At 63.7% G+C, this 16,942-nt stretch carries 12 protein-coding genes; 9 read left to right on the top strand and 3 right to left on the bottom strand.

The genetic code is table 11. From position 1 onward, the window contains the following. Nucleotides 1-168: 168 nt before the first annotated feature. Nucleotides 169-1,095, bottom strand: a complete 927-nt coding sequence (locus JQ566_RS13140) for a response regulator (RefSeq protein WP_212372654.1) — start codon at nucleotides 1,093-1,095, stop codon at nucleotides 169-171. After that, the gene (locus tag JQ566_RS13135) at nucleotides 1,079-4,450 is read right to left on the bottom strand and encodes a hybrid sensor histidine kinase/response regulator (RefSeq protein WP_212372653.1); all 3,372 of its coding nucleotides are present in this window, start codon (nucleotides 4,448-4,450) and stop codon (nucleotides 1,079-1,081) included. The genes JQ566_RS13140 and JQ566_RS13135 overlap by 17 nt, the downstream gene beginning before the upstream one ends. A gap of 170 nt (nucleotides 4,451-4,620) precedes the next feature. Between JQ566_RS13135 and urtA the strand changes: the two genes are divergently transcribed. The 9 genes from urtA (at nucleotide 4,621) to JQ566_RS13090 (ending at nucleotide 15,790) form a co-directional block, all read left to right on the top strand. Continuing rightward, entirely contained in the window at nucleotides 4,621-5,880 is a 1,260-nt protein-coding gene (gene urtA, locus JQ566_RS13130) for an urea ABC transporter substrate-binding protein (RefSeq protein ID WP_212372652.1), read from the top strand. A 131-nt stretch (nucleotides 5,881-6,011) separates the two neighbouring features. Then, nucleotides 6,012-6,938, top strand: a complete 927-nt coding sequence (urtB, locus tag JQ566_RS13125) for an urea ABC transporter permease subunit UrtB (protein WP_212372651.1) — start codon at nucleotides 6,012-6,014, stop codon at nucleotides 6,936-6,938. Between the two features lie 17 nt (nucleotides 6,939-6,955). Continuing rightward, on the top strand, nucleotides 6,956-8,098 hold the full coding sequence (gene urtC, locus JQ566_RS13120; protein ID WP_212372650.1) for an urea ABC transporter permease subunit UrtC: 1,143 nt from the start codon (nucleotides 6,956-6,958) through the stop codon (nucleotides 8,096-8,098). Between the two features lie 10 nt (nucleotides 8,099-8,108). Beyond that, on the top strand, nucleotides 8,109-8,864 hold the full coding sequence (gene urtD, locus JQ566_RS13115; protein WP_018644391.1) for an urea ABC transporter ATP-binding protein UrtD: 756 nt from the start codon (nucleotides 8,109-8,111) through the stop codon (nucleotides 8,862-8,864). Nucleotides 8,865-8,932: 68 nt separating this feature from the next. Then, nucleotides 8,933-9,622: an urea ABC transporter ATP-binding subunit UrtE gene (gene urtE, locus JQ566_RS13110; protein ID WP_211403603.1), complete on the top strand. Its 690-nt coding sequence runs from the start codon at nucleotides 8,933-8,935 to the stop codon at nucleotides 9,620-9,622. A 28-nt stretch (nucleotides 9,623-9,650) separates the two neighbouring features. Then, nucleotides 9,651-10,880, top strand: coding sequence for a formamidase (gene fmdA, locus JQ566_RS13105; protein WP_157285379.1), 1,230 nt, complete (start codon nucleotides 9,651-9,653; stop codon nucleotides 10,878-10,880). Between the two features lie 114 nt (nucleotides 10,881-10,994). Beyond that, the gene (locus JQ566_RS13100) at nucleotides 10,995-11,372 is read left to right on the top strand and encodes an FmdB family zinc ribbon protein (RefSeq protein ID WP_212372649.1); all 378 of its coding nucleotides are present in this window, start codon (nucleotides 10,995-10,997) and stop codon (nucleotides 11,370-11,372) included. Between the two features lie 43 nt (nucleotides 11,373-11,415). Next, nucleotides 11,416-12,456, top strand: a complete 1,041-nt coding sequence (locus JQ566_RS13095) for an aliphatic amidase (protein ID WP_212372648.1) — start codon at nucleotides 11,416-11,418, stop codon at nucleotides 12,454-12,456. A 499-nt stretch (nucleotides 12,457-12,955) separates the two neighbouring features. After that, nucleotides 12,956-15,790 carry an autotransporter outer membrane beta-barrel domain-containing protein gene (locus tag JQ566_RS13090; RefSeq protein WP_349643323.1) on the top strand — a complete coding sequence of 945 codons (2,835 nt, stop codon included), beginning with the start codon at nucleotides 12,956-12,958 and terminating at the stop codon, nucleotides 15,788-15,790. A 196-nt stretch (nucleotides 15,791-15,986) separates the two neighbouring features. Here JQ566_RS13090 and JQ566_RS13085 read toward each other — a convergent pair whose 3' ends face one another. Continuing rightward, nucleotides 15,987-16,808, bottom strand: coding sequence for an MlaD family protein (locus tag JQ566_RS13085; protein ID WP_212372646.1), 822 nt, complete (start codon nucleotides 16,806-16,808; stop codon nucleotides 15,987-15,989). Nucleotides 16,809-16,942: the final 134 nt, after the last annotated feature.

Below are 16,942 nucleotides of genomic sequence, written 5' to 3'. Positions count from 1 at the left end.
AGCGAACCCGGGACCCATAACCACAGGGAGTGGTTATGGGGTGAGCTGACCACCCCGAGTTTTCGCCAAACATCTCCCTGTGGCTATGGGTCCCGGATCGGCGCGCGCCTGAGGGCGCGCTTGTCCGGGACGACACCGTTTGTCGGGTGACAGCGCGTCAACTCACACTCACGAATTTCTCCGCGTCGCATTCGCGGCAATCGCGGCCGCGGCGGTGCGGTTCTCCACACCGAGCTTGGCGTAGATCTGCTCCAGATGCTTGTCGACCGTGCGCGGGCTGAGGCCCAGAATTTGCGCGATGTCGCGGTTGGTCTTGCCCTTGCTGAGCCAGGCCAGCACCTCTCCCTCGCGCGTGGTGAGGCCGAGTTCGCTGGTGAACTCGGGGGGCAGCGCGGTGCCGGACTCCCTGGAAAGCCGCAGCAGGAACTCGTTCGGCGCGGTCTCGCCCATGTAAAAGAGCCGCAGTTGCGGATTATCGGGCAAGAACGCTCCTTGAGACTTCGCGCTGCCCTTGGCCTTGGCCTGCTCCAGCCATTGCAACAGTGCTGGCGGCAGGACGAAGTCGTCGGCCTGTGCGCCGTGATGGTCGGACAGCAGCTTCTGCGCCTGCGGCGTCGCCCAGAGCACGGTGCCCTGGCGATTGACCGCGAACAGGAAGCGGCCGGAGACGTCGAGTGCGGCGCGCGCGCTCTGGGTCAGCCGAGCATTGCCGAGATGGACGCGGATACGAGCCAGCATCTCCTCGATCACGATCGGCTTGGTCACGTAGTCGACGCCGCCGGCTTCCAGTCCGCGCACGATGTGCTCGGTCTCGGCAAGGCCCGTCATGAAGATCACGGGGACATTGGCAAGTCCGGCATCGCGCTTGAGCCGGCGGCATGTCTCGAAGCCGTCGATGCCGGGCATCACGGCATCGAGCAGAACGATGTCGGGCGTGATCTGATCGATGATGCGCATCGCCGCGGCGCCGTCGAGCGCCACCATCACCGTCATGCCGGCGCCGTCGAGCGCGTCGGTGAGCAGCCGCAGCGTCTCCGGGGAATCATCGACGACGAGCGCGACGTCGCGCTTCTTTGGTTCAATGCTCATAAGCATGCAACGTCTTCAATGTGGCCATGTACTGGTCGAGATCGAAGCGATCGACCAGCGACCGCATCTGCGCGACGAAGTCGGCGTGCTCGGGATGCTCGCTGCCGATCTCGTCCAGCTTCAACTGGATGCCCTTGACGTAGCCGATCTGGCCGAGCCCGATCAGCGCCTCGATGTGTCGCACCGGCGGCCGCGAGCCGCTCTCGGGCCGCCAGAACGGCACCGCGATCTCGTCCGAGCCGTACTGCCATTCGATCTTGAGGAGCTGGCGGATCGCCTCCAGGAGCCGCGGGATGTCGATCGGCTTCATCAGATAGCCGTCATGGAAGGGCTGCGCCAGCGGCGCGCCGTGGGCCTCGATCGCGCTTGCCGACACCATCAGGATGCGCGCTTGATGATGGCCGCTCGCGCGCAAGGCCTCGGCGACCGCCCAGCCGTCCATGGCAGGCATCGAGATATCGAGCAGGAACAGATCGGGCCGGCAATGCTGTGCCAGTGCAAGGCAGCCCGCGCCGTCGGGCGCGCTGAGCAGGATGAAGCCGAGCGGCGTCAGCACCTCGCGCAAGAGGTCGCGATGCACTGGATCGTCGTCGGTGACGAGGATGGTCTTGCGCGCACCGTGATAGCCGGAGACCGGCGCCTCCACCGGCGCGATGCGCTGGGGATTGGTGACCTCCGACAGCAGGATCTTGACCTTGAACGTTGAGCCGGTGCCGACCATGCTGGTGACCTTGATATCGCCGCCCATCACGCCTGCGAGCAGGCGGCTGATGGTGAGCCCAAGGCCGGTGCCGGTCTGCGGCTGCGCGACGCCGAGCGCGCCACGCTCGAACGGCGCGAAGATGCGTTCGAGATCGTCGCCCTGGATACCCGGGCCGGTGTCGATTACCTCGAACTCGGCGACGGGGCTGCGATAGTGCACGACGAACTGCACGCTGCCGGTCTGGGTGAATTTGATGGCGTTGGAGAGCAGGTTGATCAGCACCTGGCGCAGCCGCTTCTCGTCGGCATAGACGACGACCGGCAGATGCGCCGGCCGCCTGAACACGAAGTCGATGCCCTTGGCCGCGGCCTGGAGGCGGAACATGCCGACGAGCTGGTCGAGGAATTCGCTCAAGCGCACCTCGTCGCGCGAGAGGTATAGCCGCCCCGCCTCGATCTTGGAGATGTCCAGGATGCCGTCGATCAGGCCGGAAAGGTGATCGGCGCTGCGGCGGACGACGCGGACCTGGTCGCGCGGCTTGGTGCTCAGCGTCGTATCCTGCTCGAGCAGCTGGGCATAGCCGCTGATCGCGTTCAGCGGCGAGCGCAGCTCGTGGCTGAGGCCGACCACGTAGCGGCTCTTGGCGAGGTTGGCGGATTCGGCGACTTCCTTGGCACGTTGGAGTTCGGCATCGGTGCGCTTGTGTGCGTCGATCTCCTGGATCAGCAGCGCCGTCTGCCGCCGCGTCTCGGCCTCCGCGGCGCGGCGGCTCTGCTGCGCCAGCACGAACAGCCAGGCCACGACGCCGATGATGATGCTGAGCGAGAAGAACACCTTCCACAGCACGTTGGAGACGAGCATGTTCTCGCCGTGCACGCTGGCCGAGGTCTGGAGATAGATCAGTCCGAGCACCAGCGCGACGAGGCCGGCGGAGACCACGAACACGCCGATGTAATGGCCGAATTGCGAGTTGATCCGCTCATAGATCGGCTGCGGCAGGATCTTGCCAAGCGCCTCGGCAAACTGCACCTGCGCCCGCGCATGCGGCTTGCAGAGATCATGGCAGCGGGCATCGAGCGAGCAGCACAGCGAGCAGATCGGACCGGCATAGGCCGGGCAGGAGGTGGTATCCTCCGGCTCGAAGCTGTGCTCGCAGATACAACACTGGATCGCCTCGATATTGGCCCAGCTCGGCTTCGGTTTGCGCGCGATGTAGAATTTTCCGTCCGTCAGCCAGGCGATCACGGGCGCGGTGACGAAGGCGACCGTCAGCGCGACGAAGGCGGCCAGCGCCTTCATGGTCGGGCCGAACAGGCCGTAGAACGCTGCGACCGAGACGATGATCGCGAGCGTCATGGAGCCGACACCGACTGGATTGATGTCGTAGAGATGCGCGCGCTTGAACTCCATCTGCGGGGGACGCAGGCCGAGCGGCTTGTTGATCACGAGGTCGGACACCAGCGCGCCGACCCAGGCGATCGCGACGTTGGAGTAGAGCGCCAGCGTCTGCTCCAGCGCCTTGTAGACGCCGATCTCCATCAGCAGCAGCGCCACCATCACGTTGAACACCAGCCAGACCACGCGGCCGGGATGGCTATGGGTCAGACGCGAGAAGAAATTCGACCAGGCGATCGAGCCGGCATAGGCGTTGGTGACGTTGATCTTCAGCTGCGACAGCACCACGAAGATGCCGGTCAGGGCGAGTGCGAGGTCCGGCTCCGACAGCACGTATCGAAAGGCCACGAGATACATATGAGCGGGCTCGGCGGCCTCTTCGGGCGGCACGCCGTGGCTCAGCGCAAAGAAGGCCAGAAACGAGCCGGCCAGGAGCTTCAGCGCGCCGAGCACGATCCAGCCCGGCCCCGCGCTCATCAGCGCGATCCACCACGATGCCTTGGAGGCGCGGCGGTCGCGCGGCAGAAATCTGAGGAAGTCGACCTGCTCGCCGATCTGCGCCACCAGCGAGAACACCACCGACGACGCCACGCCGAACAGCAGCAGATCGAATTGTCCGTTGAGATCGCCGTGCTCGCCGGAGAATTTGCGCCATTCCGTGAAGGAGTGCGGGCTGGCCCAGGCGATCGCGACGAAGGGCAGGATGTGTAGGACGATCCAGAGCGGCTGCGTCCAGAGCTGGAAGCGGCTGATCAGCGTGATGCCGTAGGTCACGAGCGGGATGATCGCCACCGCGCTGATGAGGTAGCCGATCGGGCGGGGAATGCCAAGGCACATCTCCAGCGCGGTCGCCAGGATGACCGCCTCGACCGCGAAGAAGATGAAGGTGAAGGAGGCGTAGATCAGCGACGTCACGGTCGAGCCGATATAGCCGAAGCCGGCGCCGCGGGTGAGGAGGTCGATGTCGATGCCGCATTTGGCGGCATGATAGGCGATCGGGACACCGCAGCAGAAGATGATGGTGGAGACGACGAGGATCGCGGCCGCGGCGTTGGTGACGCCGTAATTCAGGGTGATGGTGCCGCCGATCGCCTCGAGCACCAGGAAGGAGATCGCGCCGATCGCGGTGTTGGCGACGCGGGCGGCGGACCACCGCCGCGCGCTCTTGGCGGTGAAGCGCAGCGCGTAGTCTTCCAGCGTCTGGTTGGCGACCCATTGGTTGTACTGGCGCCTGACGCGGTCTATTCGCTGCCGCCCTGCCACTCTTTACCCCACTGCCGATACGGACCCCGAGCCCTCGCAAATTCCGTACCAGAAGCCTACGTCGGCATTTTGCGGTGCAGTATACGCGATCTTGCGTATGCTTGGGCTGCATAAATTCGAGCCATCCTCACGGCACCAATCGCGTGTTCTCGAACAAAAGTGGGGTGCTCATGTCAGACGAAGCAAACAAGGGCCTGTTGTCGCCGCTGCGGCGCAAATTGTTGATGGGGATGGCCGCCGTGCCGGCCATCACGATGCTGCCGCCGGCGTCCTTTGCGCAGGCCCCGGCGACCTCGGCGGTCAACACCACGGGCCTCGCCGTCACCGATACCGAGGTCACGGTCGGCATCCTGCATTCGGCGACCGGCACCATGGCGATCTCCGAGACCGGCTCGATCGAGGCCGAGAAGCTCGCCATCGAGCAGATCAACGCCATGGGCGGCGTGCTCGGGCGCAAGATCAAGTTCATCCAGGAAGACGGCGCCAGCGACTGGCCGACCTTCGCCGAGAAGGCCAAGAAGCTGCTGGTCAACGACAAGGTGGCGGCGATCATGGGCTGCTGGACCTCGGCCTCCCGCAAGGCGGTGCTGCCGGTCATGGAGCAGTACAACGGCATGCTCTATTACCCGACCTTCTATGAAGGCCTCGAGCAGTCCAAGAACGTCATCTACACCGGCCAGGAGGCGACCCAGCAGATCCTCGCCGGCCTGAACTGGATCGCCAAGGAAAAGGGTGCCAAGACCTTCTTCTTCATCGGCTCCGACTACATCTGGCCGCGCACCTCGAACAAGATCGCGCGCAAGCACGTCGAGAACGTGCTGAAGGGCAAGGTCGTCGGCGAGGAGTACTATGCGCTCGGCTCGACCCAGTTCAACTCGGTCATCAACAAGATCAAGCTGACCAAGCCCGACGTGATCTTCACCGACGTCGTCGGCGGCTCCAACGTCGCCTTCTACAAGCAGCTCAAGGCCGCCGGCATCGACCTCGCCAAGCAGCCGCTGCTGACGATCTCGGTGACCGAGGACGAGATCGACGGCATCGGCGGCGAGAACATCGCAGGCGCCTATGCCTGCATGAAGTACTTCCAGTCGCTCGACAATCCCAACAACAAGGCCTTCGTGCCGGCGTTCAAGAAGGCGTGGGGCGAGAAGACGGTGATCGGAGACGTCACCCAGGCTGCCTATCTCGGCCCGTGGCTGTGGAAGTTGACGGTCGAGAAGGCCGGCTCCTTCGACGTCGACAAGATCGCGGCGGCGTCGCCGGGCGTCGAGTTCAAGGGCGCGCCGGAAGGTTACGTGCGCATTCACGAGAACCATCACCTGTGGTCGAAGACCCGCGTGGGCCGCGCCAAGCTCGATGGCCAGTTCGAGCTGATCTACGAGACCGCCGATCTCGTCGAGCCGGATCCATTCCCCAAGGGCTACCAGTAAGACCCGGCGTTCGGCGCCGTTTCTCCCAAGGCAAAACAGCTCCCTGGCGTGGATCGCAAGTCCATGCCCAAGACCCCGCGTCGCGACTCTGCATCGCGACGCGGGACCCTATTCCCCGACGGAGGACATCGATGTTCGGCGACTACTCGCTTGGTGACCTTGGCTCCATCTTCGTCATGCAGGGCTTTGCGGGACTGATTCTGTTCTCGGTTTACGTCCTGATGGCGCTCGGGCTTGCGATCATCTTCGGCCAGATGGGCGTCATCAACATGGCCCATGGCGAGTTCATGATCCTCGGGGCCTACGTCACCTGGATGACCTCCAATCTGTTCCAGAGCTACATGCCGGGCCTGTTCGGCGGCTACTTCTTCCTCGCGATGATCCTGGCCTTCCTCGCATCCGGTGCGCTGGGCATGCTGGTGGAGTGGGTGCTGATACGGCATCTCTACAAGCGCCCGCTCGATACGCTGCTTGCGACCTGGGGCCTCAGCCTGATGCTGCAGCAGGCCTATCGCTCCGTGTTCGGTGCGCGCGAGGTCGGCGTCGAGCTGCCGCAATGGATGCTCGGCTCCCTGCATGTGACCGACAGCATCGAAGTGCCGATCAACGGCGTCTTCGTGATGGGCCTCACCGTCCTGATCACCATCTCCGTCGCCTATGTGATGTACAAATCGCGCTGGGGTCGCCAGGTGCGCGCCGTGGTGCAGAACCGCATCATGGCCGGTGCCGTCGGCATCAACACCGAAAAGGTCGACCGCTATACCTACGGCCTCGGTTGCGGCATCGCGGGCATCGCCGGCAGCGCCTTCACCATGATCGGCTCGACCGGGCCGACCTCAGGTCAGCTCTATATCGTCGACACGTTCCTGGTGGTCGTGTTCGGCGGCGCAGCCAGCCTGCTCGGCACCATCGCCTCGGCTTTCTCGATCTCGCAGACGCAATCCACCCTCGAGTTCTTCATGTCGGGCTCGATGGCCAAGGTGCTGACGCTGCTCGCCGTTGTCGGAATCCTGATGCTGCGGCCGCAGGGGCTGTTCGCCCTCAAGGTCCGCAAGTGAGAAATGGGGCTGATGTTATGACCGACAATCGGTTCTTCAATCGATCGGAGCTGATCGGAATTCTGGTGCTCGCGGTCTTCCTGGTGGTGGTGCTGCCGCTCACGCTGGATGTGTTCAGGCTCAACCTCGTCGCAAAATACCTGACCTATGCCTTCGTCGCGCTCGGTCTCGTCATCTGCTGGGGCTATGGCGGCATCCTGAGCCTCGGCCAGGGTGTGTTCTTCGGGCTCGGCGGTTACTGCATGGCGATGTTCCTCAAGCTCGAGGCCTCGAGCGTGGAGAACACCAAGATCCAGTCGACCCCCGGCATCCCGGACTTCATGGACTGGAATCAGATCACCGCGCTGCCGTTCTTCTGGAAGCCGTTCAACAGCCTCACCTTCACCATCGCCGCCATCATCCTCGTGCCCGGCATCTTCGCCTGGATCATCGGCACTGCGATGTTCAAGCGCCGTGTCGGCGGCACCTACTTCGCCATCATCACCCAGGCGGTCGCGGCCATCCTGACGATCCTGATCGTCGGACAGCAGGGCTACACCGGCGGCATCAACGGCATGACCGACCTGCGTACGTTGAAGGGATGGGACATCCGCCCCGACCACGCCAAGATCGTGCTCTATTTCTTCGAGGTCGGATGCCTGTTCGTCTGCATCATGATCGCGCAGTTCGTCCGGCACTCCAAGCTCGGGCGGATCCTGGTCGCGATGCGGGAGAAGGAGGACCGCGTCCGCTTCTCCGGCTACAGCGTCGCGAACTTCAAGATCTTCGCCTTCTGCATCGCCGCAATGTTCGCCGCGATCGGCGGCGCCATGTTCGCGCTCAATGTCGGCTTCATGTCGCCGTCCTTCGTCGGCATCGTGCCGTCGATCGAGATGGTGATCTACACCGCGGTCGGCGGCCGGCTGTCGATCCTCGGCGCGATCTACGGCACGCTGCTGGTCAATTTCGCCAAGACCAGCCTGTCGGAAACCTTCCCTGAATTGTGGCTGTTCGGCCTCGGCGGCCTGTTCATCGCCGTGGTCCTGGCCTTCCCGAACGGTCTTGCCGGGATCTGGGGCGACTATGTGCAGCCGCGCATCGATCGCCTGATCGCCTCGCGCAAATCGAAACCCGATGGCTGGACCGACAGCTCGGTCGCCGACGGCGCCCCGGCGGAGTGAGGAGATCGTCATGCTCGTAGGTCATCAGCCCAAGGAATTCCTGCTCGCCGTCGAAGCGCTCACCGTGTCGTTCGACGGGTTCAAGGCGGTCAACGATCTCTCCTTCTACGTCGACGAGAACGAGATCCGCGTCATCATCGGCCCCAACGGCGCCGGCAAGACCACCGTGCTCGACCTGATCTGCGGCAAGACCAAAGCGACGTCGGGCTCGATCCAGTTCCGCGGCAAGGAGCTGACCAGGATGAGGGAGAACGAGATCGTCAAGACCGGGGTGGGGCGCAAGTTCCAGAACCCGTCGATCTACGACGATCTCACCGTGTTCGAGAATCTGGAGATCTCTTATCCGCGCGGACGTTCGGTGTTCGGCGCACTGACCTTCACCCGCGACGCCGCCGTGCGCGACCGCGTGCATGAGGTCGCCGAGATGATCTTCCTCAAGGACCGGCTGCACATGAATGCCGATCTGCTCAGCCATGGCCAGAAGCAGTGGCTCGAGATCGGCATGCTGCTGATCCAGGATCCGGACTTGCTGATGCTGGACGAGCCCGTCGCCGGCATGAGCGTGTCCGAGCGCGCCAAGACGGCGGAGCTGCTCAACCGCATCATCAAGAACCGCTCGGTGCTCGTGATCGAGCACGACATGAAGTTCGTCGAGGACATCGCGCACAAGGTCACCGTGCTTCACCAGGGCCAGATCCTCTCGGAGGGGACGATGGAGAAGGTGAAGAACGACCCCAAGGTCGTTGAAGTGTACCTGGGGCACTAGCGCATGATCCCGGAAAGTGGCGTCCGGTTTCCGGACAAGATCATGCGCAAGAAATAAGGAGCGCGCTGATGCTGGCAATTTCCGATCTTCACGTCGCCTACGGCCAGAGCGAGGTGCTGCACGGTCTGAACGTCAAGGTCGCGCCCAACGAAATCGTCGCGATCATGGGCCGCAACGGCATGGGCAAGACCACGCTGATGAAGTCGCTGATGGGCATCCTGCCGACCAAGAGCGGCTCGGTGACCATGGACGGCGCCGAGCTTGGAGCCTTGCCGAGCTACGAGCGCGTCGCCAAGGGGCTCGCCTATGTGCCGCAGGGTCGCATGATCTTCTCGACGATGACCGTGAAGGAGAACATCGAGACCGGCCTCGTCGTCTCCGGCGGGTCGGAAGTGCCTGAAGACATCTACGAATTGTTTCCGGTGCTGCTGGAGATGAAAGGCCGCCGCGGCGGCAATCTCTCCGGCGGCCAGCAACAGCAGCTCGCGATCGCCCGCGCGCTCGCGACCAAGCCGAAGGTCTTGCTGCTGGACGAGCCGACCGAAGGCATCCAGCCCTCGATCATCAAGGAGATGGCGCGCACCCTCAAGCGCATCCGCGACGAGAAGGGGCTCTCGATCGTCGTCTCCGAGCAGGTCCTGAGCTTCGCGCTCGACATCGCCGACCGCGTGCTGGTGATTGAGAACGGCGAGATCGTCCGCGACGATCCGCGCGACGCTGTCGATGCCGCGCAGGTCTCGAAATATCTGTCCGTCTAACCAACCGTAGTAAAAGGGGAGCATCTCGATGCCAGAGACACTGATCAAGGTCGATCTCACCAAGTCGGCTTATGAAAATGACATGGTGCACAACCGCTGGCATCCCGATATCCCGATCGTGGCCTGGGTCAATCCCGGCGACGATTTCATCATCGAGACCTATGACTGGACCGGCGGCTTCATCAAGAACAACGATTCCGCCGACGACGTGCGCGACATCGATCTGTCGATCGTGCACTTCCTGTCCGGTCCGATCGGCGTCAAGGGCGCCGAGCCCGGCGACCTGCTGGTCGTCGACCTGCTCGATGTCGGCCCGCTCAAGGAGAGCCTGTGGGGCTTCAACGGCTTCTTCTCCAAGCAGAATGGCGGCGGCTTCCTCACTGATCACTTTCCGCTGGCGCAGAAGTCGATCTGGGACATCAAGGGCCTCTACACCTCGTCGCGCCACGTGCCCGGCGTCAACTTCGCTGGCCTGATCCATCCCGGCCTGATCGGCTGTCTGCCCGATCCGAAGATGCTGGAGACCTGGAACAAGCGCGAGGCCGAGCTGATCTCGACCAACCCGACCCGCGTGCCCGGCCTTGCCAATCCGCCTTTCGCGCCGACCGCCCATGGCGGCCGCGCCAAGGGCGATGTGAAGGCCAAGATCGGTGCGGAGGGCGCGCGCACCGTGCCGCCGCGCGAACACGGCGGCAATTGCGACATCAAGGATCTCTCGCGTGGCTCGAAGATCTACTTCCCGGTCTATGTGCCCGGCGCCGGTCTCTCGATGGGCGACCTGCACTTCAGCCAGGGCGACGGCGAGATCACCTTCTGCGGCGCCATCGAAATGGCCGGCTGGCTGCATCTGAAGGTGGAAGTGATCAAGGACGGCATGTCGAAATACGGCATCAAGAATCCGATCTTCAAGCCATCGCCGATCACGCCGAACTACAAGGATTATCTGATCTTCGAAGGCATCTCGGTGGACGAGGCCGGCAAGCAGCATTATCTCGACGTTCACATCGCCTATCGCCAGGCCTGCCTCAACGCCATCGAGTATCTGAAGAAGTTCGGCTATTCCGGCGCCCAGGCCTATTCGATCCTCGGCACTGCGCCGTGCCAGGGCCACATCTCCGGCGTGGTCGACGTGCCCAACGCCTGCGCCACGCTGTGGCTGCCGACCGAGATCTTCGACTTCGACGTGATGCCGTCGGCGGCCGGACCCATCAAGCACATCACCGGCGACATCCAGATGCCGATCTCACCGGACAAGTAGCTGGTGCGCTCCCTCTCCCCGTTCTTACGGGGAGAGGGTTGGGGTGAGGGGCTGTCTCCGCGCGAACGGTGGCAGCGAGGTGTATTGAACAAGCGACAGCGTGGGGATGATGCAATGCCGGTCTACGAATATCTCTGTGACGACTGCGGTCCATTCAAGGACCTTCGCCCGATGGCGGAATGCGACGATCCGCAGAGCTGCCCACACTGCGAGACGCTGGCGCCGCGGGTGATCCTGACCGCACCGAATTTCTTCTGCATGCCGGCAGACAAGCGCAAGGCGCACGCCGTCAACGAGCGCAGCACGCACGCGCCGCAGACGCTGGCGCAATATAAGGCCTCGCACGGCCCCGGCTGCGGCTGTTGCTCCTCGGGCAAGACCGTGAAGGACAAGAGCGCGACGGACAGGAAGAAGCCGGCGCGGCTGATGACGAAGACCACGAGCGGCGCCAAGGGCTTTCCGACGGCGCGACCCTGGATGATCAGCCACTAGCGCACGCGATGAATTCAAACGAATAGAGACGGGATCGCTCAAAATGCTTCACGGCGATGTCTCCAGCAGCAACGACACGGTCGGCGTCGCGGTGGTCAACTACAAGATGCCCCGCCTGCACACCAAGGCCGAGGTGCTCGACAACGCCCGCAAGATCGCCGACATGATCGTTGGCATGAAGGTCGGCCTGCCCGGCATGGACCTCGTGATCTTCCCGGAATATTCCACGCAAGGCATCATGTACGACTCCAAGGAGATGTACGAGACGGCGTCGGTGGTGCCGGGCGAGGAGACCGCGATCTTCGCCGAGGCCTGCCGTAAGGCCAAGGTGTGGGGCGTGTTCTCGCTGACCGGCGAGCGCCACGAGGAGCATCCGCACAAGGCGCCCTACAACACCCTGATCCTGATGAACGACAAGGGCGAGATCGTGCAGAAGTACCGCAAGATCATGCCATGGGTGCCGATCGAAGGCTGGTATCCCGGCAATTGCACCTATGTCTCCGACGGACCGAAGGGCCTCAAGGTCAGCCTGATCATCTGCGACGACGGCAATTATCCGGAGATCTGGCGTGACTGCGCCATGAAGGGCGCCGAGCTGATCGTGCGTTGCCAGGGCTACATGTATCCGGCCAAGGAACAGCAGGTCATGATCTCCAAGGCCATGGCGTGGGCCAACAACGTCTATGTCGCGGTCGCCAATGCCGCCGGCTTCGACGGCGTCTATTCCTATTTCGGCCACTCCGCGATCATCGGCTTCGATGGCCGTACCCTCGGCGAGTGCGGCGAGGAGGATTACGGCATCCAGTACGCCCAGCTCTCGAAACATCTGATCCGCGATGCGCGCCGCAACGGCCAGTCACAGAACCATCTCTACAAGCTGGTCCATCGCGGCTACACCGGCATGATCAATTCCGGCGACAGCCCGCGCGGCGTCGCGGCGTGCCCGTATGATTTCTACAAGAACTGGATCAAGGACCCCGAAGGTACGCGCGACATGGTGGAAGCGATGACCCGCTCGACCCCGGGGACCGACGAATGCCCGATCGACGGCATCCCGAACGGATCATCACCAAGCAATTATTGAGCGGTTGCCGGCTTTGACGCCTCGATGATCGGCCATTGATGTGAATGGCCATCCATATGTGCCGACGTTCCGAAACGTCTGCGCATGCGCGGAATGGGAATAGCGCCCGGCAAACCGTGGCGCGTGCGCAACATGGACTGTTGAATAGGCCCAACTTGCGACCCCTTTGGCGGATTCTCGATACACCGTAGTTCTACCGGCCATTCTCCTGGCCTAAGTTCCACGCGGCGCCGCTGGGAGCGCCGCGGGTGAGGGGAAGAGCGTGGGGGCTTGGTTGCCATCGAGTGAGCTGGGTTGCTCGCGCCGGACCGCCGCGGCCATTCGCGCGGCATTTGGGGTGAGCCTTGCCCTCGGCGTAGTTGTCGCGACGACCCCGGCCCGAGCCCAACAATTCTTCAATGGATCGCAAACCACACCGAACGGTGCCGTTAATGGCGGAGGCGGCGTCTGGGACGCCACGACCACCAACTGGACGGACCTCTCCGGTTCGACCAGCACCGTGTACGATCCGTTGTCAGCCGGCACAATGTTCGGCAGCGGCGGTCCTTCGACGCCGGCAACAGGCGGCATGGTGACGGTTACACCAAGCGGCGTGCAACTCACCAGTCTCGTGGGTTTCGACCTCACTGGCGACGGGTCGATTTACACCATCCAGGGCGGCGACCTCAGGCTGGCCTCGGGCGGCACCACGTTTTTCACCAACGATGTCACCGGGACTGGGGCCCCGTCGGCGGCGATCGCGTCCCGCATGACCGGCAGCGGCGGCATCACCGTACAGGGGCCCGGTTTCCTCGCGCTGCTCGGCGCGAATACCTATACCGGGGGCACTTTCATCTGCAACTGCGGCTCACTGCAGCTTGGCGATGCGACCCATACTGCCAGCATCATTGGGGCTGTCACCAATGAGGGCCTCTTCAACATCGTCAATGCCGACATGTCGGGCGTCACGTCGTTCCTGAACGAGTTCTCCGGTCTGACAACGTTGCGCAACGCGACCTCCGCGAACTCGATGGCGATCACCAACAGAGGCCAGTTGTATTTCGGCGATTCAACCGGAAGCGGGACCGACACCGCGACGGCTGGCCGGGCGACCATCATCAATGATGGTGGCTTGACCGGCTTCTTTGCCCGCACCAATGCGGGCACGGCCAGCATCACCAACCGGAATGGCGGCGGCACCACTTTCCTCGAGCAAGCCTCGGCGGGCTCGGCGACGATCGTGAACAAGGATTTCAGCGGGACAGTATTCGGTGCGCTGTCCGGCTCCGATACGGCGACCGCGGGCAATGCGACCATCATCAATGAAGCTGATGGTCTCACAAATTTCGGCGCGTCCACGACGGCCGGCAATGCCACGATCATCACCAAGGACGGCGGCAAGACCGAGTTCTTTGACCATTCCACCGGCGGCAACGCGCGCTTTGTCACGACCGGGACAGGCATCGTCGATTTCGGGGTCAGCGTCGGCCCCGGCAGCGACGGCCGCATCACCGCCGGTTCGATCGAAGGCAGCGGCTTCTACTACATCGGCGGCGGCAACACGCTCGTCGTCGGCGGCAACAACCGCTCGACCGAGGTCAGCGGCGTCATCGGCGACTACGATCCCTGCGGCTGCGGTCCCGCCGGTCCTGGCACGCTGGAGAAGATCGGCAGCGGCACGCTGATCCTCTCGGGCACGAATACCTACACCGGTGCCACCATGGTGAACGGCGGCATCCTGCGGGTCGATGGGAATATTTCCCAGTCGAGCCTGACTACCGTGAATGCCGGCGGCGCGTTGTTCGGCGCCGGCATTGTCGGCAACACCATGATCGCCGCTGGTGGCATCTATGCGCCCGGTGACGGTGGCCCCGGCTCGAGCATGCTCGTTCAGGGCGACCTTGCCTTCCAGTCCGGCGCGCTCTACCTCGTGCAGGTCGGCAGCGGGACCACCGCGAGCTTTGCCAATGTTCTCGGTAACGTCACCCTGAATGGTACAGTCGGCGTCTCGCTGTATGCTGGCAGCACCATATTGCCGCAGTACAGGATCATGCAGTTTTCCGGCGGTGCCACCGACAATTTCGCCGGTGTCGCCGCGCCCGGAGGCCTGATTGGCACCACGGCCGTCGATCCCTCCGGTATCGTCTACCTCGATTTCACACTCGATTATGGCGCGAAGTACGCCCTCAACATCAACCAGAAGAACGTCGCCAAGACGCTTCAGAATTTCTTCAACGCCAATGGCTTTCTGCGAGCCGAATTCGCGGGCCTCGGCCCCAACGGCCTGATGCAGGCCTCCGGCGAGTCCGCGACAGGCTCGCAGCAGACGACCTTCAGCGCGATGAACCTGTTCCTCGGCCTGCTGACCGACGTCTACGGCTCGGGACGCAGTGGCATTTCAGGCGCAACGCCATATGCCGATGACGCGAGCGCAAGTGCCTACGCCGCGCCCGGCAAGGATGCGCGCGACGCGCTCGCCTCGATCTACCGCAAGGCGCCGGCTGCGACTTTCGAGCAGCGCTGGGATGTGTGGGCGGCCGGCTACGGCGGCTCGCAGACCACCGACGGCCATGCTGCTCTCGGCTCGAACGACACCACCAGCAGCGTCTACGGCACGGCAGTCGGTCTCGACTATCGTTTCTCGCCGTCGATCATCGCAGGTTTCGCGCTTGCCGGCGGCGGTACCAGTTTCGGCGTCAACGGCCTCGGCTGGGGCCGCTCCGATCTGTTCCAGGCCGGCGCTTTCGTGCGTCACACCGCTGGACCCGCTTATGTCACAGCTGCGCTGGCTTATGGCTGGCAGGACGTTACCACCAATCGCGTCGTCACCGCCGCCGGATTCGACCAGCTGCGCGCCCAATTCAATACCAACGCGTTTTCCGGCCGCATCGAGGGTGGCTATCGCCACGCGATGTCATGGATCGGCGTTACGCCTTATGTGGCGCTTCAGGCCACCATGTTCAGCCTTCCGAGCTACTCAGAATTCGCTGTGGTCGGCAGCAGCGTCTTCGCTCTCAACTATGCCGCCAAGGATGTGACCAGCACCCGCACCGAGCTCGGCCTGCGTGCAGACAGGTCATTTGCCGCGGCCGGCGGCCTGATGACCCTGCGCGGCCGCCTCGCCTGGGCGCATGATTGCAATCCGGATCGTACCATCGGCGCGGTGTTTCAGACCCTGCCTGGATCGGCCTTCGTCGTGAACGGCGCCGCGCAGGCGCGCGATTCCGCACTGACCGCGGCATCGGCGCAGATGAACTGGATGAACGGCTGGTCCGCATCGGCAACCTTCGAGGGCGAATTCTCGAACGTCACCCGTTCCTACGCCGGCAAGGGCCTCGTGCGCTACGCCTGGTAAGCGCGATTAATGGGCCACGGCGGGATTGCCATCCTCCCCTGGAGGGGGAGGATTGGTTCGCATGCAGCGAAGCGCAATGCGAACCGAGGTGGGGTGACAGTCTATCCGCAGTTCACACTGCTCGCGTTGAGAGATCACCCCACCCCGCTCGCGCTCCGCGCGATCGACCCTCCCCCTCCAGGGGAGGGTCAGGAAGCTACCGCTTCTTCTGCTCGGGCGCGCGCGGCGGTCGCGGCGCTACGGGCGTTCCCGCCATCTTGTTGGCGGCCTCGCTGACGTCGAGCAGCGAGCGGCGAATGTCTTCGAGGTAGGTCGCCGACTTCTTCTTCATGGTCCCGGCAAGCTCGTGCAGTCCCTGGATCTTCTCGAACAGCTCGTCGGCCTTGCCGTCGACGAAGCCCGGCACCGCGCCCTCGATCTTCGCGACCGCCTTGTCGAATCCCGCAAAGGCGCTGTCGACCTTGGCCATGACCGAATCGATCTCCGCGCCCTTGCTCCTGAGGTCTGCAGTATGGGTCTCGAACGTGTGCAGGCCCTCCTTGATCGCGGGGGCGTTGTTCACGATGGTGCGGTCGACGCTGTGCAGGGTTTCGACGATGGTTTCGGCGTCGCTGAGATCGGCCGTCAGCACGGGGATGCCGTCTGCGTCCAGCGGCACCGGCGGCGCAGAGGGGGCGCCGCCGATCAGTGAGATCGCGGCAATGCCGGTGAGGCCCTGGAACTCGATGCCTGCCACGGTGTCCTTGCGGATCGGCGCGGTGTTGTCGAGCATGACGAGCGCCACGATCCTGCGCGGATTATCCAGCTTGATCGACAGGATCTGGCCGGCGGGCACGCCGTCGAAATTGACCGGCCCACCGCGGCGCAGCCCGCTGGCGGAGCCGCCCTCGAACACCACACGCAACTGGGTGCGGCTCTGGATCGTGCGCCATTTCTGCACGCCGAGCAGGCCACCGAACGCCACGGCGATCGCCGCCAGCGTCGCCGTTCCGATCACAAGATTGCTCGCGCGTGCCATGCAGGGGCGATTCTACGGCCAAAGCGGGGAAGTTGGAAGGAGCCTACGATCCTACGCAGGACCTCCTACCCTTGGTCAAGGGGAATAGGCGTCCTTGAATAGGGCAATATCGTAGCGCCGTGCTCGATGCAGTC

It is taken from the genome of Bradyrhizobium sp. SZCCT0231, from assembly GCF_018130245.1.
GTDB classification, from domain to species: Bacteria; Pseudomonadota; Alphaproteobacteria; order Rhizobiales; family Xanthobacteraceae; genus Bradyrhizobium; species Bradyrhizobium japonicum_F.
The sequence above is the reverse complement of the archived record's forward strand: the minus strand, read 5'-3'. Positions and strand labels throughout refer to the sequence as shown.